General features: G+C 44.7%; 22 protein-coding genes. 10 read left to right on the top strand and 12 right to left on the bottom strand.

All coding sequences use genetic code 11. From position 1 onward, the window contains the following. Nucleotides 1-23 precede the first annotated feature (23 nt). Both LG368_RS03795 and LG368_RS15570 read right to left on the bottom strand, forming a co-directional pair. Nucleotides 24-1,133 (bottom strand): mechanosensitive ion channel family protein, encoded by a 1,110-nt coding sequence (locus LG368_RS03795; RefSeq protein WP_226753399.1) that lies wholly within the window; start codon nt 1,131-1,133, stop codon nt 24-26. Between the two features lie 28 nt (nt 1,134-1,161). Next, a complete protein-coding gene (locus tag LG368_RS15570; RefSeq protein ID WP_226753398.1) occupies nt 1,162-2,493 on the bottom strand; it encodes a magnesium transporter in 1,332 nt (443 codons plus the stop codon). Nucleotides 2,494-2,787: 294 nt separating this feature from the next. On the opposite strand from LG368_RS15570, the gene LG368_RS03785 reads away from it, so the two are divergent. Genes LG368_RS03785 through LG368_RS03770 form a run of 4 tightly spaced genes read left to right on the top strand, consistent with a single transcriptional unit; the run spans nt 2,788 to nt 5,739 of the window. Then, nucleotides 2,788-3,366 (top strand): anthranilate synthase component II, encoded by a 579-nt coding sequence (locus LG368_RS03785; protein ID WP_226753397.1) that lies wholly within the window; start codon nt 2,788-2,790, stop codon nt 3,364-3,366. A 43-nt stretch (nt 3,367-3,409) separates the two neighbouring features. Further along, entirely contained in the window at nt 3,410-4,453 is a 1,044-nt protein-coding gene (gene trpD, locus LG368_RS03780; protein ID WP_226753396.1) for an anthranilate phosphoribosyltransferase, read from the top strand. 17 nt (nt 4,454-4,470) lie between these two features. After that, nucleotides 4,471-5,286, top strand: coding sequence for an indole-3-glycerol phosphate synthase TrpC (trpC, locus tag LG368_RS03775; protein ID WP_226753395.1), 816 nt, complete (start codon nt 4,471-4,473; stop codon nt 5,284-5,286). Nucleotides 5,287-5,331: 45 nt separating this feature from the next. Further along, nucleotides 5,332-5,739, top strand: coding sequence for an OsmC family protein (locus LG368_RS03770; RefSeq protein ID WP_226753394.1), 408 nt, complete (start codon nt 5,332-5,334; stop codon nt 5,737-5,739). Nucleotides 5,740-5,845: 106 nt separating this feature from the next. Here LG368_RS03770 and LG368_RS03765 read toward each other — a convergent pair whose 3' ends face one another. From LG368_RS03765 to LG368_RS03755, 3 genes are all read right to left on the bottom strand, one after another. Further along, entirely contained in the window at nt 5,846-7,723 is a 1,878-nt protein-coding gene (locus tag LG368_RS03765; RefSeq protein ID WP_226753393.1) for an Lnb N-terminal periplasmic domain-containing protein, read from the bottom strand. A gap of 108 nt (nt 7,724-7,831) precedes the next feature. Beyond that, the gene (locus tag LG368_RS03760; protein WP_226753392.1) at nt 7,832-8,317 is read right to left on the bottom strand and encodes a DUF3015 domain-containing protein; all 486 of its coding nucleotides are present in this window, start codon (nt 8,315-8,317) and stop codon (nt 7,832-7,834) included. 284 nt (nt 8,318-8,601) lie between these two features. Next, a complete protein-coding gene (locus tag LG368_RS03755) occupies nt 8,602-10,044 on the bottom strand; it encodes an NAD-dependent succinate-semialdehyde dehydrogenase (RefSeq protein ID WP_226753391.1) in 1,443 nt (480 codons plus the stop codon). A 151-nt stretch (nt 10,045-10,195) separates the two neighbouring features. On the opposite strand from LG368_RS03755, the gene LG368_RS03750 reads away from it, so the two are divergent. Next, nucleotides 10,196-11,206 carry an MsnO8 family LLM class oxidoreductase gene (locus LG368_RS03750; protein ID WP_226753390.1) on the top strand — a complete coding sequence of 337 codons (1,011 nt, stop codon included), beginning with the start codon at nt 10,196-10,198 and terminating at the stop codon, nt 11,204-11,206. A 9-nt stretch (nt 11,207-11,215) separates the two neighbouring features. On the opposite strand, the gene hpaR is transcribed toward LG368_RS03750, so the two are convergent. The 3 genes from hpaR to LG368_RS03735 all read right to left on the bottom strand — a co-directional run bounded on the left by hpaR (nt 11,216) and on the right by LG368_RS03735 (nt 14,108). Continuing rightward, complete coding sequence (gene hpaR, locus LG368_RS03745; protein ID WP_226753389.1) at nt 11,216-11,647, bottom strand: homoprotocatechuate degradation operon regulator HpaR; 432 nt, start codon at nt 11,645-11,647, stop codon at nt 11,216-11,218. 287 nt (nt 11,648-11,934) lie between these two features. Further along, nucleotides 11,935-12,849 (bottom strand): p-hydroxyphenylacetate 3-hydroxylase reductase component, encoded by a 915-nt coding sequence (locus LG368_RS03740; protein ID WP_226753388.1) that lies wholly within the window; start codon nt 12,847-12,849, stop codon nt 11,935-11,937. An 89-nt stretch (nt 12,850-12,938) separates the two neighbouring features. Further along, the gene (locus LG368_RS03735) at nt 12,939-14,108 is read right to left on the bottom strand and encodes a p-hydroxyphenylacetate 3-hydroxylase oxygenase component (protein ID WP_226753387.1); all 1,170 of its coding nucleotides are present in this window, start codon (nt 14,106-14,108) and stop codon (nt 12,939-12,941) included. 314 nt (nt 14,109-14,422) lie between these two features. On the opposite strand from LG368_RS03735, the gene LG368_RS03730 reads away from it, so the two are divergent. The 5 genes from LG368_RS03730 (at nt 14,423) to LG368_RS03705 (ending at nt 19,387) form a co-directional block, all read left to right on the top strand. Then, nucleotides 14,423-15,379: a tripartite tricarboxylate transporter substrate binding protein gene (locus tag LG368_RS03730; RefSeq protein WP_226753386.1), complete on the top strand. Its 957-nt coding sequence runs from the start codon at nt 14,423-14,425 to the stop codon at nt 15,377-15,379. Between the two features lie 72 nt (nt 15,380-15,451). Then, a complete protein-coding gene (locus LG368_RS03725) occupies nt 15,452-16,810 on the top strand; it encodes an aldehyde dehydrogenase family protein (protein ID WP_226753385.1) in 1,359 nt (452 codons plus the stop codon). A gap of 56 nt (nt 16,811-16,866) precedes the next feature. Next, on the top strand, nt 16,867-17,379 hold the full coding sequence (locus LG368_RS03720) for a universal stress protein (RefSeq protein ID WP_226753384.1): 513 nt from the start codon (nt 16,867-16,869) through the stop codon (nt 17,377-17,379). Next, nucleotides 17,369-17,896, top strand: a complete 528-nt coding sequence (locus tag LG368_RS03715) for a tripartite tricarboxylate transporter TctB family protein (RefSeq protein WP_226753383.1) — start codon at nt 17,369-17,371, stop codon at nt 17,894-17,896. The genes LG368_RS03720 and LG368_RS03715 overlap by 11 nt, the downstream gene beginning before the upstream one ends. Before the next feature lie 9 nt (nt 17,897-17,905). Further along, nucleotides 17,906-19,387, top strand: coding sequence for a tripartite tricarboxylate transporter permease (locus tag LG368_RS03705; RefSeq protein WP_264193958.1), 1,482 nt, complete (start codon nt 17,906-17,908; stop codon nt 19,385-19,387). A gap of 120 nt (nt 19,388-19,507) precedes the next feature. Here the strand turns inward: LG368_RS03705 and LG368_RS03700 are convergent, their stop codons facing one another. The 4 genes from LG368_RS03700 to hpaI form a co-directional block, all read right to left on the bottom strand. Then, nucleotides 19,508-20,686, bottom strand: coding sequence for a multidrug effflux MFS transporter (locus LG368_RS03700; RefSeq protein ID WP_226753382.1), 1,179 nt, complete (start codon nt 20,684-20,686; stop codon nt 19,508-19,510). 12 nt (nt 20,687-20,698) lie between these two features. After that, a complete protein-coding gene (locus LG368_RS03695) occupies nt 20,699-21,136 on the bottom strand; it encodes a GlcG/HbpS family heme-binding protein (RefSeq protein ID WP_226753381.1) in 438 nt (145 codons plus the stop codon). 61 nt (nt 21,137-21,197) lie between these two features. Continuing rightward, entirely contained in the window at nt 21,198-22,097 is a 900-nt protein-coding gene (locus tag LG368_RS03690) for a helix-turn-helix domain-containing protein (protein WP_226753380.1), read from the bottom strand. Between the two features lie 134 nt (nt 22,098-22,231). After that, a complete protein-coding gene (gene hpaI, locus LG368_RS03685; protein ID WP_226753379.1) occupies nt 22,232-23,038 on the bottom strand; it encodes a 4-hydroxy-2-oxoheptanedioate aldolase in 807 nt (268 codons plus the stop codon). Nucleotides 23,039-23,058 lie beyond the last annotated feature (20 nt).

Genomic DNA, 23,058 nt, shown 5'->3' with positions numbered 1-23,058 from the left:
GGCGGTTTCTATCTAGGCGGTTTCTACTTAGACGGTTCGGGTGGCAACATCATTTTGTTGTCATTCGCCATATGAACCGTGTGAGTAGGAAAGGCGACTTCAGCACCATGGGATTCAATAATCTGCATGGCCTTAAAGAGCACATCCTGCTTTACGTTATGGTAAGTCCGCCAATCCGTGGTTTTGGTGTACACATAGATAAAGAAGTCCAATGAAGATGGGCCGAATTGGTTGAAATTCACCATGTAGGTTTCATAGGTGTCGAGGTCTTCATGGTCCGCGACCATCTTTTTAATGTCGGCCAATATGGTCGGTAATAGGCGAAAATCATCGTAGCGTACACCAATGGTTTCATTGATGCGTCTATGGGACATTCGAGAAGGGTTCTCGACTGAGATCACAGAGAACGTTGAATTGGGAACATACAAAGGACGCTTTTGAAAGGTGCGAATACGAGTCTGGCGCCAGCCAATGTGTTCTACAACGCCCTCGATGTCTTGATCAGGTGAACGGATCCAATCGCCAATAGCAAAGGGGCGATCAAGATACACCATGAGACCACCAAAAAAGTTTGCCAGTAAGTCTTTTGCTGCAAAGCCGACCGCAATCCCCCCAATTCCCCCAAAGGCCAGTACCCCAGAAATGCTGTAGCCCAATGTCTGCAGGGCGACTAATACCGAGGTAATGATAACGGAAGCGCGCAATAACTTGCTGATGGCACTGGCCGTTGTGTAATCAATTTTATTGGGGAATCTACTGCTCGTTGTGAGCGTTTTCTCACTTTCTGAAATACAGCGCAGAATAAACCAAGTTAGGATAAAGATGACCCCAACTTCTCGAACAGATTTGATCAAAGAGGATAAATCCGGATCGAGTTCCTTACCTGAAATCTCAGCGGCGACGCTCAAACCGGCCAGCCAAATAAAGGTGCCTATCGGTTTTTGTGCTGCATTAACGAGGACATTGTCCCAAGGTGTTTTGGTTTTTTCGAGCTGTCGGTTAATGCGAGAAAGTGCTCGAGTCGCCATAAAATTGACTAAGGAAGTACCTAGTACAATTAAAAAGACCCGTACCACCCAGTGCATTTTGGTGTCACCGAGTCCCAAATAGAGTTGTATCGTTTCCCAATTCATGGTGTTTTTCAGCCTATGATTTGTGTGTTTAAATGAGTAATAAGGTGCCCAATCCTAAGAAAGCCACAAAGCCAACAATGTCTGTCACCGTGGTTAAAATCACCGAACCAGATAACGCCGGATCAATGCGTAATTTATCGAGCAGGACTGGAATGAGCACACCGGAAAGCGCCGCCATAATAATGTTGACGATGATGGCAAGACCAATTACCGCGCCTAGCATGGGGCTTTCAAACCACCAAAGCGTAACCACACCAATCACAATGGCCCACAGTATGCCGTTTAGGCCACCGACCTTGAGCTCTTTCGCCAAGAGGGACTTTAAGTTACTGCGGGTAATTTGCCCAAGTGCTAAGCCACGCACAATTAACGTCAGTGTTTGACTGCCTGCAATGCCGCCCATGGAAGCAACAACGGGCATGAGCACAGCCAATGCGACCACTTGTTGTAACGTGCCTTCGAAAATACCGATAAACGCAGAAGCCAAAAAAGCCGTAAGCAAGTTGATGCCCAACCAAATGCCACGGGTAGCCGCGCTGCGTTGAACGGGGGCAAATAAGTCGGATTCTTCATTTAAGCCTGCGGTCGACATTTGTTGTGCCTCGTGCTCAAGACGCCAAGTTTCCATGGCCAGCCCTGCATGAAAGCGTCCTAATAAGACGAGATTATCGTCTACGACAGGCAGAGCTGAAAGCCCAGAGCGTTCAAGTTGTTCAGCGGCCTTGGTCAACTCTGAGTCAGAGCGAATAAAAGAGCATTCTTCATCGATGAGGCTGGAAATGGGCTCATGACCTTGCGCTTTAAACAGTTTGTCAAATTTGACACAGCCGACCCAGCGCCCTGTACGATTCACTAGATAGATCATGTCGGTATAATCTGGTGTGTGCTTTTTTAACAATCTAAGTGCTTCAGATGTGCGTATGGATTGGGATGCAATCAGCAATTCGTGGTCAATCCAACGACCCACCACGTCTTCATCGTATTCAATACCTTGTTGGTAATACTCTTGCTGTTTGTTGTCCATCTGCCTGAGAGCGATGTCCACAAGGCGATCAGGTAAAGAATCGGTGATTTCCAGCAAATCTTCGGCATCGACATCCGTAAACAGTGCCTCGATTTCTGTATCGTCCAGCTCTTTGAGCAACATTTGGCGAGATTCGCCGCGCATTTCGACCAGAATATCCAGTCGGTTAGCCTGTTTGATATTCGCCCAAGCTTGGGTACGTTGTGCAAGGGGAATAGACTCCAGAGCCAATGCCACATCGTCTGGTGTGAGTTCTGAAATGGCTCTGTTAACAGACTCAGGGGAATGTTCATCCTGAATGAGGGTTTCAATAAGATCAGCAACTTGGTTTTGCACAGAGCATCCTTAAAAAGCACGGAAAAATAAGGGTAAAGATAGCACGCTTTCCAGTGTGCGGTATAACCACATCGTCTTCAAACAAGGCGTTGTTTTTCCATTGAATTATGAATAACTTTGCGTTCTATTTGCTTACTTATGAAAAAAACAGCGCGGTCTGCTTTTTTGGGGTTGAGGAATAGGACCTTCTGTTTGGTCTATGCGAGACAGCGTGTTCCTCACAGTGTAGAATTTAGCCCGAATAAAAGGCGATTTGTTTAATGTGTTTTTGTTTTATAGGCGCGACCCTTCCTTATGTTGTTAATGATCGATAACTACGACTCTTTTACGTACAACCTTGTGCAGTATTTCCGTGAGTTAGGGGCGGATGTACGTATTTATCGTAATGATGAAATCACGTTGGAAGACATAGCGCGTCTTGCACCTTCGCATTTGGTGATTTCTCCGGGTCCTTGTACACCGAATGAAGCGGGTATTTCTTTGGCAGCGATCGAAGCGTTTGCTGGCAAGATACCTATTCTAGGTATTTGTTTAGGTCACCAAAGCATCGGGCAGGTGTTTGGTGGCAAGGTCGTTCGAGCCAAACAGGTGATGCACGGCAAGACGTCGCTGATCTATCATTATGACAAGGCAATCTTTGCGGGTCTGCCCAACCCACAAACAGCGACGCGATACCATTCATTGGTGGTATCGTCGGATGATTTACCGGATTGTCTTGAAGTGACCGCTTGGAGTCGTACTGCGCAAGGCGAACAAGACGAAATTATGGGGATTCGCCATAAAACACTGGATGTGGAAGGGGTGCAATTTCACCCAGAGTCGATTTTAACAGAGGCAGGTCACGCTCTGTTGGCCAACTTTTTAACACGCTAACGCAAAAGCCCTGACATGAAAAATGATCAAATAGGAGAGGCGGGTGGATATTCAACAAGCGATTTCGGCGGTTGTCGAGCATCAAAATTTAAGCAGTGATGACATGCAATCCGTGATGACAGACATCATGACGGGCAAAACAACGCCAGCGCAAATTGGCGGTTTTTTAATTGCCTTGAGAATGAAAGGCGAAACCGTCGAAGAGATCACCGCAGCGGCCCAGGTCATGCGAGCTTTGTCCAGTAAAGTGGCATTGGACCTTGAGCATGTAGTGGATACCTGTGGTACGGGGGGCGATGGCAGTCATATTTTCAACGTCTCTACTGCGTCCGCTTTTGTTGTTGCCTCAGCCGGTGGCAAGGTAGCGAAACATGGTGGGCGTTCTGTGTCGTCAAAATCTGGCAGTGCCGATGTGTTGGAACAAGCGGGTATTTTTCTTGGTTTGGACGCTGAACAAGTTTGCCGCTGTATTGAAGATATTGGTTTAGGCTTTATGTTTGCCCCTAACCATCACTCAGCGATGAAGCATGCTGTGGGTCCTCGCAAAGAAATGGCAACGCGTACGATTTTTAATTTACTGGGTCCGTTAACGAACCCAGCTAATGCAAAGCGTCAGGTCATGGGCGTGTTCCATAAAAAATGGGTGCGTCCGATTGCGGAAGTGCTGAAAGCTCTGGGCAGTGAGCATGTGATGGTTGTGCATTCTGAAGATGGGCTGGATGAAATCAGTATTGCGGCGCCGACCTATGTTGCTGAGCTGAAAAACGGTCAGATTACCGAGTACAGTGTGTCGCCTGAAGACTTTGGTATTCCTCTGCAATCAATAGAAAGTCTCCAGGCGTTCGACGCCACTGAGAGTCTTGCTTTAATTAAGACGGCCCTCGAAGGGAAAGGAAAAGTAAACCCAGCCCGAGACATTGTCGCCTTAAATGCGGGTGCTGCCATTTATGTGTCCGGTATTGCAGATAGCCTTACAGAAGGGGTCACGATCGCAGAAGACGTGATTGGTGGTGGTACCGCTAAGATTAAAATGTCTGAATTAGCAAGTTTTACACGTTGTTTCATGAGCACTGACTCAGCGAAATAAGCAGGAGTAATTACCGAATGCAAGTAGAAACACCGACTATTCTTAAGAAAATTGTTGCACGTAAGTTCGAAGAGATTACAGAGCGTAAGGCACACACGCCATACGGTAACTTGGAAGTGGCGGCATCGGTTGCTAATGTGCACAATGCTCCTCGTGGGTTTGCTCAAGCACTTAGACATCAAGTGGCTATTGGGAAGGCAGGGGTCATTGCTGAGATTAAAAAAGCATCACCGAGTAAGGGCGTATTGCGTGAGTTGTTCAAACCAGCGGACATCGCCAAATCTTACGAACGAGGGGGGGCTGCCTGTTTGTCTGTTCTAACGGACAGAGACTTTTTTCAAGGTCATGAAGACTTTTTAGTGGAAGCGCGTAGTGCATGTAAGCTGCCGGTGATTCGCAAAGACTTTATTGTGGATGAATATCAAGTATTGGAAGCCAGAGCCATTGGTGCTGACTGTGTGTTATTGATAGCGGCTTGTTTAAGTGGCTCAAAACTGCGTCAGCTAGATAATATGGCGCGCGAATTAGGTATGGATGTGCTGGTGGAAGTCCATAATCGACCTGAACTTGAGTTGGCGCTAGAATACACACAAACCGAGTTATTAGGCATTAATAACCGTGACTTGCACACCTTCGATTTGAGCCTTGAACACACTTTTGAACTGATGGACAGCGTACCAAAAGATCGTCTTATCGTTACAGAAAGTGGTATTCACACCAGTGACGATGTGGCATTGATGCGTCAGAAAAATATCCATGCTTTTTTAGTCGGCGAAGCGTTTATGCGTGCAGAAGATCCTGGTAAAAAGTTAGAGGAACTGTTTCAGTATTAACGACATTGCACACAAATATATCGCAAACATAGGTAAGGTGAAGAGATGAAAACGAGTGTAAGTTGGCAAGAAGATGTGCATTTTACTGCTGAAACAGGGTCGGGTTTCAAAATAGAGATTGATGGCAACCAAACGGCCGGTCCTCGTCCAATGGAGTTGCTGTTGGCGGGGCTGGGAGGCTGCACATCTTATGATGTTGTTAATATCCTAAAGAAATCTCGTCAAGATGTGGTGTCTTGTGTTGCACAGATTGATGCCGATCGTGCTGATACGGTGCCAGCGGTGTTTACGGAAATTAGAGTGCATTTCGTTGTAACGGGTAAAAAGCTAAAAGAAAGTGTGGTGGCACGAGCCGTGAAGCTGTCCGCAGAAGAATACTGCTCAGCGTCGTTGATGTTGGAAAAAGGCGGTGTGAAGATTGTTCATAGCTTTGAAGTCATTGAAGCTGAGTAAGTGAATTTTCAAAGAATGATCAGCGGTATAAACAAAAAAAAGAGCCATGGGCTCTTTTTTTGTTTATACCTTCATTTGCAGAGTGCTTTTGCAGGGTGACAACACGTTAAAAGTAGTGAAGTAGGCTTATTTGCACCGTGTTCTCTTCGCGACTGTCACGCTTTTCTTGGGCGACTTTTGTACGAACTTGCCAATCTGGATGAAGTAAATAGGCCCATTCTAGCTCGGTAATGTGTTCGTTTGCTTTGTGCTCATTGACATCATCAAGATACTGATAAGACGCCATAATCCGATGAGTGTCACCAGAGTAGAGCCACTGCAACTGTGGGCCAACTTGTAGCTTATAACTTCTGTCGTATAGATCTTGATAGTCACTATTGAGTGACGCACGCCCATTAAGAAGTGCAGAGAAAAGATGATTTCCTACCTGCTCTGTAATGCCTGCCCCTCCCTTTAAACGAAACACCATGGCGTCATCAATGGCAGAATCACGCACAAACGATAAGTTGACTTGCCATGACTTGGGAGTGGATAAAGCATTCGCTGGAGACAGTGAGCGAATATTGATCAATGAAATATCTTCTATTCTAATATTCTCCTCTTCCATAATACTGACGCTGCCGCTAAACATAGACAGCTCAGCCCCTTCTAAATACCCTCCTTTTGCATCCAGTAAGTCATGGTAAGAGGGACGATATTCTAATTGAGTGAAGGCTTTATCGCCTGTTTCACCGATGGTAAAGGCAAGTCGTTGTGTTTTATGGCCTTCGTCATCCCGTATTTCAGGGACAGGTGTGTCAGTAAAAACAGTAGACTGGGCGTATTTGCTGCGAAGAGACAGCAACTTCATTGACCGTGTATTGAGGTAGGAGCGGGTCGACTTTTTCTTTGCCGATAAATAGCGACTGTATTGGTAGGCGACTTCGAGAATTTGAGCTTGTTCTTCGGTATTAAAATTATCAAGGCCGTCTAAGAGCAGTTCTTCCTGATCAACTAACGTTTTTACTTGAGTAATTTGCTCGTCGCTTAGGCTTTTCAGCATATGTTGCACTTGGTTAGCAATGGAAGGGCGGTAGCTAATGTCTTGTATTAAATCTGCTTCTTTAAGTGCTCTCACGGTATCAGCAGGGATAGCCCACAGAGAGAAGTCTTTCGTTGTGTTTAACTTATCACTGCTGGCATCGAGCATTGCGAGTAATTGATAAGAGCAGTTCTCAGAGAAAAAGTAATACTCGATGTAAGTATTACGCATTTCCCATACATGGCGGACAAATTGGTTGACCTCTTCTTGAGAGAAATCCAGTTTGTATTCCCAAATGTCGCGGTTTTCCAAAAAGTTATATTCTTTGACCTTCTGATGAAAGGGTGTGATCGAAATGACGCCCGGGTAACCGCCTGTTAATCCCTTGTAACTGAAAACCAATTGGTTGTCTTCAGGGTCGTGGTTCGCCGCATAGTTTACTGCGTAATCCAAAAGGGGGGCGTCGTTGCCTTTTTTCTTCACTCTTAACAATGTGTGACCATACATAGAAGATGGGCTGTTCAAGTAGGCTGCGGGGAAAACAAGGTGGATGCTTTCACCGTCAATCGTGTTATACCAGTCTTGAAATTCAGGGCAATCGACTTCGATAAAGTCTTTCCCCATTTGTTGACCTTTAAGCCAGTTAAAGCGAGCAGGGTAGGTACACTGTGGCGCTGTATTGATGTCTTCGCCAGTAAAAGGGGTGCTAAATGCAGTAAGAGTAGCTTGTAATTCTGCTAGAGGGTCTGTTTTGCCTGTGGCTGATAAAAAGAAGCTGTCATCATCAACTTGGCTTTCGTACGGAGAAATAATGCCAATTTGATGATAGTGCAGTAAATCCAGCCAAGATGAATGTTGAGCGAGTTCTGATATATAGGCGTCGTCTTTTTGTTCACTGGGTACTGCAAAAGCGAGCACGGAAAAAGGCAGAAGAAGTGAAACAAAGAAAATAAGAAAAGGCATAAAGTATACTTTTGAAGCGAGTGTTGAAACGAAAATCCATCGTCGTAAAACAAAAATGAGAGTAGGCTTTTAAAGCGCTACTCTCATTTAATCCCTAGAGCAAAGTAATTAGCCTAGGTATTTGTTTAGCTCAGCATTTTTTGACATAACATCAATAACGCCTTGGTAAGCAGAAGCTGGTGTTGTTTCAGCAGACGCAAAAACTTGGTCAAAGTTTTGTTTCATTTGCTCATTGAAAAGTGCTTTGTCCGCATTTTGAACACCCATCAATGCAGCAAGTGCACTCAAGGTTTCGCCTTCACCTTTTGCCATGTCTACAGCCAATGGCTCGATGTTTTCGTTCATGAAAACAGCAACCATACCTGAAAGAGGACCATTTGCATCTTCACAGCCCAATGTACCGGATGTCATACCGGATGTTTGGTTGCCTGATGTGCCGTTTGTTGTCGCAGCGAGAACGTGCTCATACCAAACGTCGGCATCTTTAAATACGTATTCCGTGCCTAGACCACAACCTGCTGGACCATGTCCACCTGCCGCGAATGAAGAAACTGAAACAGTCGCCAATGCGATAGATAATACTAATTTTTTCATATGATTTTCCCTTTATATTCCTTGAAGATTGCGATCTTTAACCAATAAAGACAGAACCATTATAGGTGTAGGGAAAAGTAAGTACAGGATTTGACTACGTTTACGCAGAAAAATAGCAAAAAGTTGACAAAAATCTGTAAAAGTAGATCATATTTTGTTCGTTAATACTTTTAGTTACTGATTTAATATCTGGATCTAAACGTGTTATCAACTCATTACCGTCGAAAAATAATGAGTTGATAAAAAAGACAGTAAACTAAAATAATGGGCAGAGACGATGATTTTTAATCGATCGAACTGCAGATATACTTCATTTCTAAGTAATCTTCGATACCGTATTTAGACCCTTCACGTCCGAGTCCAGACTGTTTTACCCCACCGAAAGGAGCGACTTCATTAGAGATCAATCCAGTATTGTGCCCCACCATGCCATATTCTAAGGCTTCTGAAACGCGAACCATACGGCTATGATCACGAGTAAAGAAGTAAGCGGCTAGACCAAAGATGGTGTCATTGGCCATGGCGATGGCTTCTTCTTCTGTTTCAAAAGAAAATAAAGGCGCCAGTGGTCCAAAGGTTTCCTCTTGAGCAACGTTCATCTCTGGTGTGACACCCGTTAAGACAGCGGGAGAAATAAACAAGCCGCCCAAACGCTCTCCACCGTAAACTAAGGTTGCGCCTTTGCTTATCGCGTCCTTGATATGCTCTTCAACTTTAGTAATCGCCTTGTCTTCAATCATAGGACCAATGTCAGTGTCAGTATCGACACCATTACCTACTTTTAGCGCTTTCACTTTTTCAGCCAGTTTGGCAGCAAATGCGTCATAGACACCGCTTTGAACCAGGATACGGTTAGCGCATACACAAGTTTGGCCTGCATTACGGTATTTTGAAGCCATAGCGCCTTCAACGGCTTTGTCTAGGTCTGCATCATCAAAGACAATAAAAGGCGCGTTACCGCCCAGCTCCAGAGACACTTTTTTAATGGTGTCTGCGCATTGTGCCATTAACAAACGTCCTACTTCTGTTGATCCAGTGAAAGACAATTTGCTAACGATATGACTGTCAGTCAGAACTTTACCTATCTTGCTTGCAGAGCCTGTAACAATCTGTAAAACACCAGCAGGAACACCAGCACGTTGTGCTAATTCACCAATAGCAAGAGCGGTCAGTGGCGTTAAATCAGCCGGGCGAACAATCATTGAACAGCCTGCAGCGAGTGCGGGTGCAGCTTTTCGAGTAATCATCGCCGCAGGGAAGTTCCATGGCGTGATAGCGGCAGTGACACCGATAGGTTGTTTGATGACGGTTAGGCGTTGGTCAGCACGAGGTGCTGGAATGGTGTCACCGTAAATGCGTTTAGCCTCTTCGGCAAACCATTCAATAAAAGACGCAGCATACATGATTTCACCTTTGGCTTCAGCCAAGGGTTTGCCTTGCTCAGATGTCATGATAAAAGCGAGGTCGTCCGCATTTTCAAGCATCAGCTCAAACCATTTGCGTAAAATAGCAGCACGTTCTTTTGCGGGTAAAGCGGCCCATTTTTTTTGGGCTACTTTTGATGATTCAATAACAGCTGGAATCTCTTCAGGAGAAAGGTGAGGGATGTTAACAATCACTTCTCCTGTTGCTGGGTTGGTAACAGGGTGTATGGCTTTTGTATTGGCCTCTACCCATTCGCCATTAATCAAACAGTGAGACTTAAGAAGAGAGCTATCTTTTAACATGCGTACCACCTATTTAGAGTTTTAATTGTACGTATCATTATCATGATTTCATCATTTAAAGTAAATAGGTTAACATGTTAAGTAATTTTTGATGGCGAATTTAACACTGTATCCGCCTTAAAGTTTATCTTTACATTAGTGAGAGTACACAATGACATTAAAACTATCGGTGGTAGATCAGACCCCAGTACACGGTTCCCACCCTAAAAAAGAAGCCCCTCTGCTGTCCGTGGAATTAGCCAAGTTATGTGATGAATTACATTATCACCGCTATTGGGTGGCAGAACATCATGACAGTGTGCATTTTGCTAACCCTTGCCCTGAGATTTTAGTGGCACACTTAGCCAGTGTGACGAAAAACATTAAGGTTGGCAGCGGTGGTGTGATGTTATCGAATTATAGCCCGTTAAAAGTGGCGGAGTGCTTTACGATGCTGGCGTCTCTTTTTCCAGGCCGTATTGACCTGGGTGTGGGACGTGCGCCAGGAGGCTCTAGACTCACATCGGCTGCGCTGTCTTATCCTAATCAGCCATCAAATGGTCAGTATTATGTTGAGCAAGCGGAGCAACTAGAGCAGTTCATTCACAGCGCCTTTCAAGACGATGACCCTTTGTCGGCGATTCATGTGATGCCAGAAGCACGAGATGTGCCGGAACTCTGGATGCTTGGTTCAAGCGGTGGCAGTGCTAAGTTAGCAGGCCAGCTTGGCTATCATTTGGCGTTGGCGCGTTTTATTGATCCGGATAGTTGCCATCCACGCATTTTTGAAGAACATGAAAAAGCCTGGAATCAAGCGGGTCATGAGCATGCATTACAGCGTATGTTGTCCGTTGCTTGTGTTTGTGCAGAAACACAAGAAGAGGCAAAGTTACGTGCTGGGACCGCTGTATATCGTAAGTTTGCAGCACAAATTGGCCAACGTGAGGACTTTTTGACACCCTCGGAAGTGCGCGATCGTTACCGTACCATGCCCGTGTCTCATCAGGCGTTATTTGATCGCGTTGAAGCCAGTTACACTATAGGCACACCAGAACAATGCTGGGCTGAGTTTGAAGGATTTTCGCAGACCTTTAACACGAAGGAGATTTCACTCGTCACCGTGACTTACAGTCAGGCTGACCGGTTAGCCAGTTACCGTTTGCTCGCCAATAACCGCTCGTGAAATACTGACTTAATCATGGCTGCTTTCTAGGGCGATAATATCGTTCAGGAGGCGGCTAAGTTCTTTCATTCTCTCTTCGCCCAGCTTCTCAATAATTCGTTGATAAGACGCATCTACTTCTGGCCGAAACTCTTTGACAATTTTATTGGCTTTGGGTGTTAGGGACAGTAAAGAAATACGTTGATCAGTCAGAGATTTTTTTCTCTTTAACAAACCATCTTCTTCGAAACGAGTGATGATACGAGTGAGGCTTGGGCTCAGAATACAGCATAAGTCCGCCAGTTGTTTGGCTTCCAATTCTTTATGGTCGTTTAAAACCCGTAAGACGCGCCATTGCTGTTCGGTAAATCCCGCCTTTTGTAACACTGGTCGGAAAAAAGCCATGGAAGACTCTCGTGCTCTTAATAGTTGAAGTGTCAGTGAGTCTTCTAATCGTTTCATGCAGTTATTTATATGCCTAGTGAGGTGATCTGGTCGTTTTCAGAACACGAATGTTGAAGTTATATTCGTGAAATTTCATGTACTTATGCAGAAGCGCTGCGTAAGTTGGGTAGAAAGTGTACCTTGTCATATAACAAAGGCAACAGAATATATGACAATCACCTTACTTTTAATATCTGGCATTGTACACACACACAAAGATAACGCTGAGCAAAAGCCTTAGGACAGTAGGAACTCAAAAGAATGACCTTATGAGTGGTAAATGCTCAGCGTTTGAGGGAAATGTATTAAGGCATTTTTTTCAACAAGGTATGAAGAATACTTTTAAATGTATTTCGTTCTGATTCATTAAGTATGGCAAGTATATCTTCTTGCTGTTGATTTGAAATTGCCCATAGACGTTCAGCCATATCACGGCCTTTGTCAGTTAAGGACAAGTCATTATCAATGAGCTCAAAGCCTTTTAAGCTATCGAGACCACTTTCGACATCAACAGCAGGGATAGTGATCAACTGGGTCAAATCTTCTACGCTGGTGCTATTGGTATCGCTAAGTACTAATAACAAACGTGCTTCGCTGGTATTCAATCCAGTGGAGGACTGCTTAGGCAGGTAATTCTCTTGAATTTTCTGCAGCACCTTCGTCATCAAATAAATAGAGCTGTCATGCAAACGAGCCAGTGTTTGTTCCGAGGCGATATTTTGAGCTGGTGTTTTTGCTCCGGTAAAAGGAATAGCGCCGGCATAGCTGCCTTGAACGTAAAGCAAAGGAGCTCGGCCATGATTTTCAAACGCGACGACTTTCCCCATCATAATCCAATGGTCACCACCATCGACGATTTGATATTTCTCGCATTGAAAATTGGCAGCGGTATTTATTAATAGTGGAGCGTCGCCCGCACCAGGTTGAGTGTCAATATTGGCAAATTTATCGTCACTTGGCTTAGCGAAATTATTGGATAAATCAATTTGATCCGCCGCTAAAATATTGACCGAGAAGTGACTCGCGTTATCAAACACCGCATAGCTGCTGGAAGTTTTAGCTATGCTCCATAATATTAAAGGTGGATCGAGAGAGACTGAGTTGAAGCTGTTCGCTGTCACGCCAACTTGGGTGCCGTCACTAGATTTAGCCGTAATAACGGTAACGCCAGTCGCAAAATTGCCAAGGCAACGGCGAAATTCTTTAGCATCAAATTCCATAGAGGGTTTCCTATTTTGTTTTGATAGTACGCATTACCAAGCAGGGTTTAACGTATGGTAATGCGTAATAAGAGGAATAAAGTGGGTGTTTATAGAAGCGTTGGATCGGGTTCTAGGCCCATTATCTCGCGACCAAAAATCTGCGCACACACATCGTAATCTGTGTAGGCGTGGGCACAGGTAATATTACTATCACGGAATAAGCGTTGTGCTTCTTTATCCAAATACCAGTTACTTGCTCCCATACTGCTGAATAGACGGTTGACTGCCTCCACACACATCTTGATGACATAAGCCTGGTTTGTGCGCCATTCAGCAAGAGTTGCGCGATCTGGATAACGGTGCGCTTCGGCGTATTCCGCGTGTTCATCCCAGGTTTTTTCAAGGAAAGCGCGTGCCGCCATGACTTGGTGAGACGATTCGGCAATTCTAAGAATAGCAGGTGTTGCTGTGCCCACTTTTGCACCAGTATAAGCACGGATACGCCCCGCGGTTGATTCTTTAAAATGCTCTAGCATGCGTTCAGCGATACCAAGACCGATGGCGGAAAAGCCTGAAGCGAAATAAGGACGGTAAGGTGAATAGAAAATTTTGCTGTCAGGGTACAAGCCAAAACCACCGGACTTCCCTTCCATCATGTCTTTGGCTTTTTGAATACGATGCTCAGGAACAAACTTCTCTTTGATGACCAATGTTTTTGTGCCGCTGCCTTTCATCGCAGCGGAATACCAATCATCGTCAATGGTGTAATCCGTCGCAGGGATCAAAGCAAAGCAATGATCTTTAGTACCTTCCGCGTTTTCACGTAAAAAACCACATAGTGCCCATTCTGCGTGTTCACAACCACTACTCCAGCGCATATCACCGCTAAAGATAACCCCCCCTTCAGTCTCTTCATATTTGCCAAAAGGTGCAATGCTGCTACTGGCCAGTGCATCGGTATCACGGCTCCAAATGTCATCTTGGGCTTGCTTTGGAAATAGAGCAATCTGATGGCTGTGTGTACAAAGCAAACTAAAAGCCCAAGCAGTACTTGCACAAGCACCGGCTAGAGCCGCGATGCAATCACCGAACTGAGGCAAAGAAATTTCATGACCGCCATAAGCTTTAGGAAGGAAAGCTTTATGCAGTTCTACTTTTTTTAATAGAGCAATATTTTCAGCCGGTACTTTTCTTAGCTCTTCAGTTTCGCTGGCTCTTTTTGCAATTTCTGGCAGAACTTCTTTGAGTGCATCGAGCATAGGGTTGTGACGTTTCATCTTAGTATCCTTTTATTTTTGTTACTTTATTTGGATCAGTATCAACACTTAGCAAACACAAATGAATGTCCTTTTTAGATAAGTGTTAGGACTTTTCTAGAATATTGATAATTGAAATTCGATATTTTGTGTCGATTTAACGATTTTGAATGCTATGACAATGCTAAAAAACAGAGGCTCTCTTCTGCCCAAGTTTTTTGGGCTCATGGTCAAAGTATTCTTGCGATGATCAAATAAAATGTCCCTTTAGGGACATAGAATGCTGCTTTTGAAGGGTGTAATTTGAATTTATTATGGAAAAAGGAGCGCAAAAAATGAAAAAAATTATAAATCAAACCTGTAAAGTACTCACCGCATCCGCCTTATTAAGCAGCGTTTTTGCGGGTACCGTGGCGATGGCCGCAGATTACCCCAACCGTCCTGTCAAGTTTGTTGTACCTTGGCCACCAGGTGACCTAGAAGACGTGCTTACTCGCATCATAGCGGAAGAGATGTCTAAGGAAACGGGTGTACCTGCTACTGTGGTGAATAAGCCTGGTGGCGGTGGTGTGTTAGGTGCAACGACGGTAGCTCAATCTCGACCTGATGGTAGTGTGATTGGCTCTTTTGTGGTGGATTTATTGACCACACAAGTCGTTGGTGGCAACGCGCCTTATTCTGCTGATTCGTTTGTCCCTGTCGGTATTTTTCTCGATTACCCCTTCGTATTGGCCGTTAAATCAGACGCGCCTTACAACACATTAGATGAGCTTGCTGATTACGCAAAAAGTCATGACGTGTCATTAGGGCATTTTGGTTATCAAGCCACTCCTACAGCGATTACTTTTAAAGCAGCGGACAAACTGGATTTTAAGTTTGCTTCGGATTCTGCATTTGACGCCCTCGATTGCTCTACGTTGGCCAACGGCGATGCCGATGTTATCAACACAACTACTCAGTTAATTCTGCCTTGTTTAGATTCAAAAGAAGTGAAATTACTGACGTCTTTCACTTATAACCGTTTGGTTATAAGTCCAGAGGTGCCAACCCTTAGCGAAGCGGCGGGTATTTCACAAACGTTGTGGAACGGTTTGTTCGTTAAAAAAGGGACTCCACAAGCCACGATCGACAAAATAGCCTCCATTGCTGAACAAGCTTTGCAAAGACCAGAAGTGTTAAAACTGCAGGCGACTACAGGGGCTGGCGTGTATTGGACAAATGCGGACAATGCCAAAAAACTGGTTGAGCACGATTATAAAAATGCCGAAGAACTTTCTAAATACGTGAACTGATTGTTCACAGTGTAGAAACCAACGAACGTGTTGGTTTGGGTCATCGCGAAGATAATAATAAACGGAGAGCACATGGCTTTAGATATTCTTAACCCAGCAACCAAACAAATTTATAAGACCATTGAAACCTCTACGGCAGAGGATGTGCAGGTCGCAGTTGAAAAAGGTAAGACGGCCTTTGCTATTTGGTCGGCTAAGACCCATGAAGAGCGTGCAGAAGCGCTTCATTCCGTGGCCAATGCCATTGAAGCCGCAGGTGAAGAACTGGCTAGCATGGTGACATCGGAACAAGGTAAACCTCTCGGATTGGCTCAGTTTGAAGTGGGCGGCGCTGTTGGTTGGACTCACTACAATGCGGCGTTAACTTTGGAGCCGGAAGTGCTCGAAGATAGCCCAGAGCGTACGGTGGAAGTACATCGAATGCCGATAGGTGTTGTGGCGTCAATTACACCGTGGAATTGGCCACTAATGATTGCAATTTGGCATATTATGCCTGCATTGCGAGCTGGAAACAGTGTGGTTATTAAACCTTCTTCATTGACACCGATCAGCACGTTAAAGTTGGCCGACATTATTAACCAGCACACAATACCAAATTTGGTTCAGGTAGTGATTGGCGAGAAAGAAGTAGGTGAGCCCTTACTGACGCACCCAGATGTGAAAAAAGTGGTGTTTACAGGTTCTACTCCGGTTGGAAAGCGCATAGCACAATTGGTAGCGGGGGATTTGAAAAAGGTCACCTTAGAGTTAGGCGGTAACGACGCGGGTATTGTGTTAGAAAATGCCAATATCGACGCCTTGGCAGAAAAAATCTTCATGACGTCTTTCGTTAATATGGGACAAACCTGCGCCTGCTTGAAGCGTTTGTATGTGCATCGTTCTAAATATGAGGCATTGTGCGATGCCTTGGTTAAGATTGCCGCTGCGCAAGTTGTAGGCGATGGTATGCAGTCGGGAGTGACTTTTGGCCCTGTGCAAAACGCCAGCCAGTTCGAAAAAGTCAATGCCATGATTGCACAGGCGAAAGCGTCAGGTGCTGAGGTGATTGCGCCAGAATTACCAGAAAATCTGAACGGTTATTTCATTGCACCAACGATTATCAAAAATCCATCTATCACACTGGATGTGGTGTGCGATGAGCAATTTGGGCCTGTATTGCCGATTATTCCTTATGATGATTTAGAAGTGGTCATGGAAACAGCGATCCATAAAGAGTTTGCCTTAGGTGGATCTGTGTGGGGCGAGCCCGGTGAACAACTGGAATGGGTGATTAGCCAATTAGATTCTGGGACTGTGTGGGTGAACAATCATGCTGAAGTGTTACCTCATATTCCTTTTGGCGGAAATAAGTCTTCTGGATTAGGCGTTGAATTTGGTATGGAAGGGTTATTGGAAAACACGGTGCGCAAGGTGATTAACCGAGCAAAATAAACCGTGAGTGTTAAGAGAGCCACCTAAACGGTGGCTCTTTTGTTTGGAGCTAATACATGAACAATATTTTGTATGCGTCGGATCTCGAGAAGGGCAGTAGAGCTGTACTGCGAGCTGCATTGGCACAAGCTATTATGTCCAACGCAAAAATTTTCTTTCTGCATGTGTCTGAGCAATTCCACCGAGGGAACGATGACAGTTTCGTCGGATTCAAAATAAAAAAATCCCAAGATGCCCATGCTGATTCTTTAAAAGAAGAGCTGCGCGTTTATATGCGACAACGTATCGAGCGTTTTATCGCCGAAGAGCTTAGCGACATTGCCTTCAGTGAAGATCGTATTGAAATCGTTGTTCGCTTTGGGGAGCCGGCGAATAAAATTGTTGCAACAGTAAAGGATGTATCAGCGGATATGGTGGTGATGGGTGACCGAAGAGTGAACGCTTTATCACGGATGTTTCTTGGATCAACAGCACAAAAAGTCATCCATAACGCCACCGTGCCGATTTTGATTGTACCCATTTCAAAGTCAATGGAAAGCGATACGTTAGGGGGCGAAGATGGACATTGAAAACCGTAAATCAAGATTATTTTTTCTGATTATAGTGGTGTTGAGTGCCTACCTAATCGTGTTTTTTCAGGATTACACCGTGGATGTTAAGCGAGATCATGGTTGGTTTACGAAACCGTATGTGGCGCCATTATTTGGCTTAGGCGTATTGCTTTTCTTTTCCTTGATAAAATTGATATTGGTGATAAGGCCGGTTGAAGGTGAAAAAAGCCTAATAGAGAACTTAGCAGACAGCTTGACACATCATCGCGTTGTCCTGATCACAGCGGTTTTATTTTATGTCTACATTAATGCCATTACCGTTATCGGCTTTGTTTTATCCACCACCTTGTTTGTTCTATCAATTGTGTGGCTAAGCCGTTTGTTGTCCGTTCTGTGGGCTATCAATACTCTGGTGGCCGTCGCCATCATTACCTTGATATTCCGCGTTGGCGTAAACATCTGGATTCCGGATGTGGCCTTGTATGAAGCCCTGTTTAGCGGCGAAACCCTTTGGTTTATGAATAAATATTTTTAGAGAGTGAGCATGGATTTAATAGCATTAGGCATTAATGAAGTCTTTGGTAACGGTGTTATTTGGGCGGTTATTATTGGCGCACTGATTGGTGTAACAATCGGTTCAATTCCAGGCTTAGAGCCTGCGGGTGTGATGGCTATTTTATTGCCTTTGACCTTTACGATGGAGCCATTATTTGGCGTTACCCTGTTGTTGGGTGTGTATGGTGGGGCTTGGTATGGTGGCGCCATCCCCGCTATTTTAATGAATACGCCCGGCACCCCTGTGGCGGTATTAACCACCTACGATGGCTACCCCATGGCGAAAAAGGGTCATGGAAAAAAAGCCTTGTCGATTGCTTATACATCGTCTTTCTTTGGTGGCATCGTCAGTGTGTTGTCTTTGGTCTTTTTTGCGCCAGCTTTATCACAGGTCGCCACCTTATTTGGTAGCGCTGAGTTTGCCATGTTGGCCCTTTTAGGGATGGTTTTCGTTGTCTTAGCGCACAACAAATACGCCTTAGAAGCCGCTGCTATGATTGGGCTGGGGATGTTTTTGGGGACGGTGGGTATTGACCGTTCTTACAATTCGCAAGTGTATACCTTTGATCAAGATTGGTTGTTAGCCGGTGTGCCTTTGGTTCCTGCCGTGATTGGTTTATTTGCCATGTCTCAAGGTTATGTCTTGATATCATCCAAAGGTGGAGATTCCTTTAAAACCAAGTTAGAAGGCTCTGGTCGCTTTGAAGGCTTTACTGTTCTGATGCGTAACAAGGTTACAGCGATTCGCTCGGCTATTTTGGGTGTGGTGATGGGGTTATTGCCTGGTGTTGGGGAGTTTGGTTCACAGTTCTTTTCCTACACCCTGGCACAGAAGTTCTCAAAAAAACCAGAGGAATTTGGCAAAGGCGCCGAAGCGGGTATTGTGGCATCAGAAACGTCAAATAATGCAGTAACCGCGTCGGTTCTTGTCCCTCTGTTAGCCTTTGGTATTCCTGCAGATGCTTTGATGGCCATGTTATTGTCTGTCTTTATGGTGCACAACTACACGCCAGGGCCACGTCTGTTTACTGAGCACCCAGAGTTTATCTCTGGTCTGTACGTTTCCTTGTTTATGATGAACGTGTTTATCTTTGTGTATTTAACCTTTGCATCAAAATACATTGTAAACATTACCCGTATTCGTGGACGCTTTATTGGTTCACTGATATTTGTGTTGGGTTTTTTAGGCGCTTACAGCCAAAACTATCAGTTCAGTGACGCTTTTATTGCCTTAGGTTTTTCTATCATCGGCTATATCATGAAGAAAAATAATATTCCTGCAGTGCCCATTATTCTGGGATTGGTGCTAGGTCCGGTTTTTCTAAATCGAATGCGCCAAGCGCTAGGAGTATCCAACGGGGAGTTCAGTATCTTTTTTGATCGCCCGATCGCTTTGACATTGCTGTCAGTGACGGTTTTGTCGATCGCGGTGTTTGTGTTTAGTAAAGTGCGTGACGCTCGCCGAGGTTGATCTTTTTGTTGTAAGGTAAGTTTGTAAGGTATTAATTGAAAATATCAAAAAGACCGACTGATGAGTGTTTTGTAAGAACGCCATTAAGTCGGTCTTTTTTTTGTCTCTAGAATATCGAGATTATGATTTTTTTGTACTCAAGTAAAAAATCATACTCAGTGTGCCACAACAAGCCATGATGATGAGTAAACTGGCAGGCGTTCCATCAAACAAAAGACTGGCAACATAACTGACTAAACTGCCTAAAGCGAACTGGGTAGCGATAAATAACCCCGATACAGTGCCGGCTTTTTCAGGCAGTAAACTAAATAATATGGCTAAGCTGTTTGCCCCAATGGCCCCAGTGACACTGATATACAGCATGGTAGCGATAACAAAAAAACCAAGATGGATGGTATCAAGACCATACAAGTACCAAATGAAGACAGTGGCCGTGAAGGATACCCCTACGGCGCCAGCCAAAGCATGGGTGACACTGTAGCGTTTACTAAGCCAAGAGTTAATTAGAGTAGCGATAATAATGGCGAAAATATTCGCCGAAAACAGCATGGCATAGTGAGTCTCAGATAAACCAAAATATTCGATGTAAATAAAAGCAGACGTGGCAATAAAGGCAAACATACCGGCGAAGGATAAGCCATTGGTTAGGGTAAACTGTATTAATCGAGGTGACCGTAAGCAGTCCAAATAGTTACGAGCATAAGTTTGTAGATTAAAAGCTGCGCTGTGCGTTTTGCTTTTAGGCTCTGGTAGAAGCAGATAGCTACCAACCAGAGCAATGGTTGAAAAGAGGGCCAAAAAGTAAAAAATCCAACGCCATTCAAAATAACTAACAATGTAAGCGCCCAGTATAGGGGACGCTAACATCACCATCATAGAAACCACATGCATATGCGACAAAATGGCCGCGGCCTTGGTCAACTCGTATAAATCTCGAACGAGAGCCCTGGCTAAGACAGACGCCGCTGCACCACCGAGTGATTGTAAAAATCGAAACAGAATAAGCTGTTCACCCGAGCTGGCCATAGCGCACCCTATGCTACTTAAAAAGTAGAATACAATACCGACTAGCAGCAGACGCTTACGTCCCAATAGGTCCGATAAGGGGCCGAACAGCAGCATGCCTATGGCCATGCCTAATAAAAAGACCGTAATGGTGGACTGAATTAACGGATCGCTTGCTCCTAAACTGTTGGCAATGATGGGTAAACTGGGTAAGTACATATCGATAGAGAGCGGACCGAAAGCGACCAAAAGCCCCAGTAGAGGAATGGTTAATTTACTCAATGACGATGGCATAGTGATGTCTGCTTAGTCTTGTAAGAGGTTTGTTATAGATTGTAGGGCGGCTGTGGCGCAGTCGATATCTTGCTGCTCACTACCACCTGAAATACCAATGGCAGCAACAATTTCATTGTCTATTGAGATAGGTAACCCTCCGCCTATGTAAGTGAAATCAGGCTCACTTTGTAGTGCCATTAAAATGGGGGTTCTCTCTGCCAAGCGACTTTGCCACTCCTTGGTTGGAAGTTGAAAAGATGCGGCTGTGATGGCTTTGCGATTCGCAATTGAGTGAGACAAAATCGGTGCGTGGTTCATGTTAGCACTGGCTAAAGTGCGACCTGACAAGCATACAACAGAGACACATATAGTAATCTCAATCTGCTCAGCATAGTCAATAGCCGCTTGGCATAAGGATAAAGCAGTGGAAGTGGTAAGCGTGTGTTGTATTGTTGTAATGGTGGACATGATTTTTCCTATTAATAAGTAAACGTAATAAGTAGATTGACGAGAAAGCGTTAATGAATAGCTAGTGTATTTGGTGCTGTTGTCGAAATACCGTTGGGCTCATACCAGTATTTTTGACGAAAAAACGTGAAAAATAGGAGGGATCGAGATAACCCAGAGTATAGGCGATTTCAGTGGTGTTTTTATTGGTGTGAGACAAAAGGCGCTTGGCTTCTAATAAAATCCGACCATTAATCATTTTTTTGGGACTGATCCCCGTTATCTTTTTGCACAGGTAATTCAAGCGACTTTCATTGATATTCAACGCATGGCAATAAAATGAAATGTGCTTGGCAGTCAAAAAGTGTGTTTCAAGTAAGGTGCTAAAACGTCGAAAACACAGAATTTCGGTTTGGCTGTGTTGTTTTTTGGGCTGCTCATCGCCTGACAGGCGCAGCATGGTAATCATAATTAACTTGACCATGGCTTCTATACTGTCGAGCTTATACAGACTGTCTCTGTGCCATTCGGTTTTGAGCATATCAAAAAGGTTGACGAGCTCATTCCAGTGGCTGTTGTCGGGGGCGAGGTCTTTTTGTCGATCTAGATGGAATGGCATCAACAATGAGTTGTGATTGCTATAACTGTTTAACTCCGAGAGAATTTTCTGTAAATGGGTGTTATGAATGGTAATCACATAACCAGGCGCGGTCGGTTCCGTCAAAAAGGCATGAGGCGTAGCGGGGGGAGTATAGAACGCTCCGCCGGAGTCGGTTTGAAAAACATTTTGATCGATATTAAAAAGGGTTTTACCAGATAAAATAAGGTGTATCTGACAGTAATCTGCATGCAAATGCATTGGCATATCACGACCAAAGAAATCAGCCATTTTACCCAGCACATCAAAATGTATCGTGGCGTCTTGGTAGGCGACATCGTAATCCTGACCAATATTAATATTGGGAATCCACTCTTTCGTCATAAGCTTACCCGCGGTCTGTAATGGAGTCGGTACGAAGTACTATTTGATAATGGATTATTAGATAAGCGATGAGAAGAAAAATCCCAGCCTATGAACAAACACAGGACTGGGTAAACAAGGGTGATCGAACTTGTTTAATACACTGAAGGTGTAGAATCTTCCGTGTCGGCTTGCTCCGGTTTAAAAGTATTTACCAAGGCTTTGGTGCTGTTCATCAACAGACCAGTGTCACTGCCAACGGCCACAAACAAAGCACCTAATGATAAATAGCGTTTTGCCTGTTGTGCGTCTGCCATCAAGATACCGGGTGCCTTGCCGGCAGCAAGAATTTTGGCAATGGCGTCTTCGATGACCTCCACCACGGCAGGGTGATTAGGTTGGCCGATGTAACCTAAAGAAGCACTAAGATCGGCAGGACCAATGAATACCCCATCGACACCATCAACCGCTAGAATATTATCCAGCTCTTCCACTGCTTTAACAGATTCAATTTGTACTAGAACGCAAATTTCATCATTTGCCGTAGTTAGGTACTGGGGCGTACGATTAAACTGCGACGCTCTAGCCAAAGCACTGCCAACGCCACGAATGCCTTCCGGTGGGTAGCGAGTTGCTTTGACAATGGCCGCCGCTTGTTCTGCATCGTCTACCATAGGGGCTAAAACAGTTTGTACTCCCAGGTCGAGGACCTGTTTCAACGCCACATGATCCGCCCAAGCAGGGCGAATAATCGGGTGGCTATTAAAAGGAGCAATGGCTTGTAATTGCCCAATAAACGTTTGCAACGTATTGGGTGCGTGCTCACCGTCGAGTAAAAGCCAGTCGAACCCTGCAGATGCAATCAGTTCAGCGGTATAGTTGTTTGCCAATCCTAACCACAGACCAATCTGCGGTTGACGATTTTTTAACGCCTGTTTAAAGGTGTTTTTAGGGGCAGACATGGTCATCTCCTAAACAATAT

Origin of the sequence: Marinomonas algarum, from assembly GCF_020532605.1 — a bacterium.
GTDB lineage: Bacteria > Pseudomonadota > Gammaproteobacteria > Pseudomonadales > Marinomonadaceae > Marinomonas > Marinomonas algarum.
The sequence above is the reverse complement of the archived record's forward strand: the minus strand, read 5'-3'. Positions and strand labels throughout refer to the sequence as shown.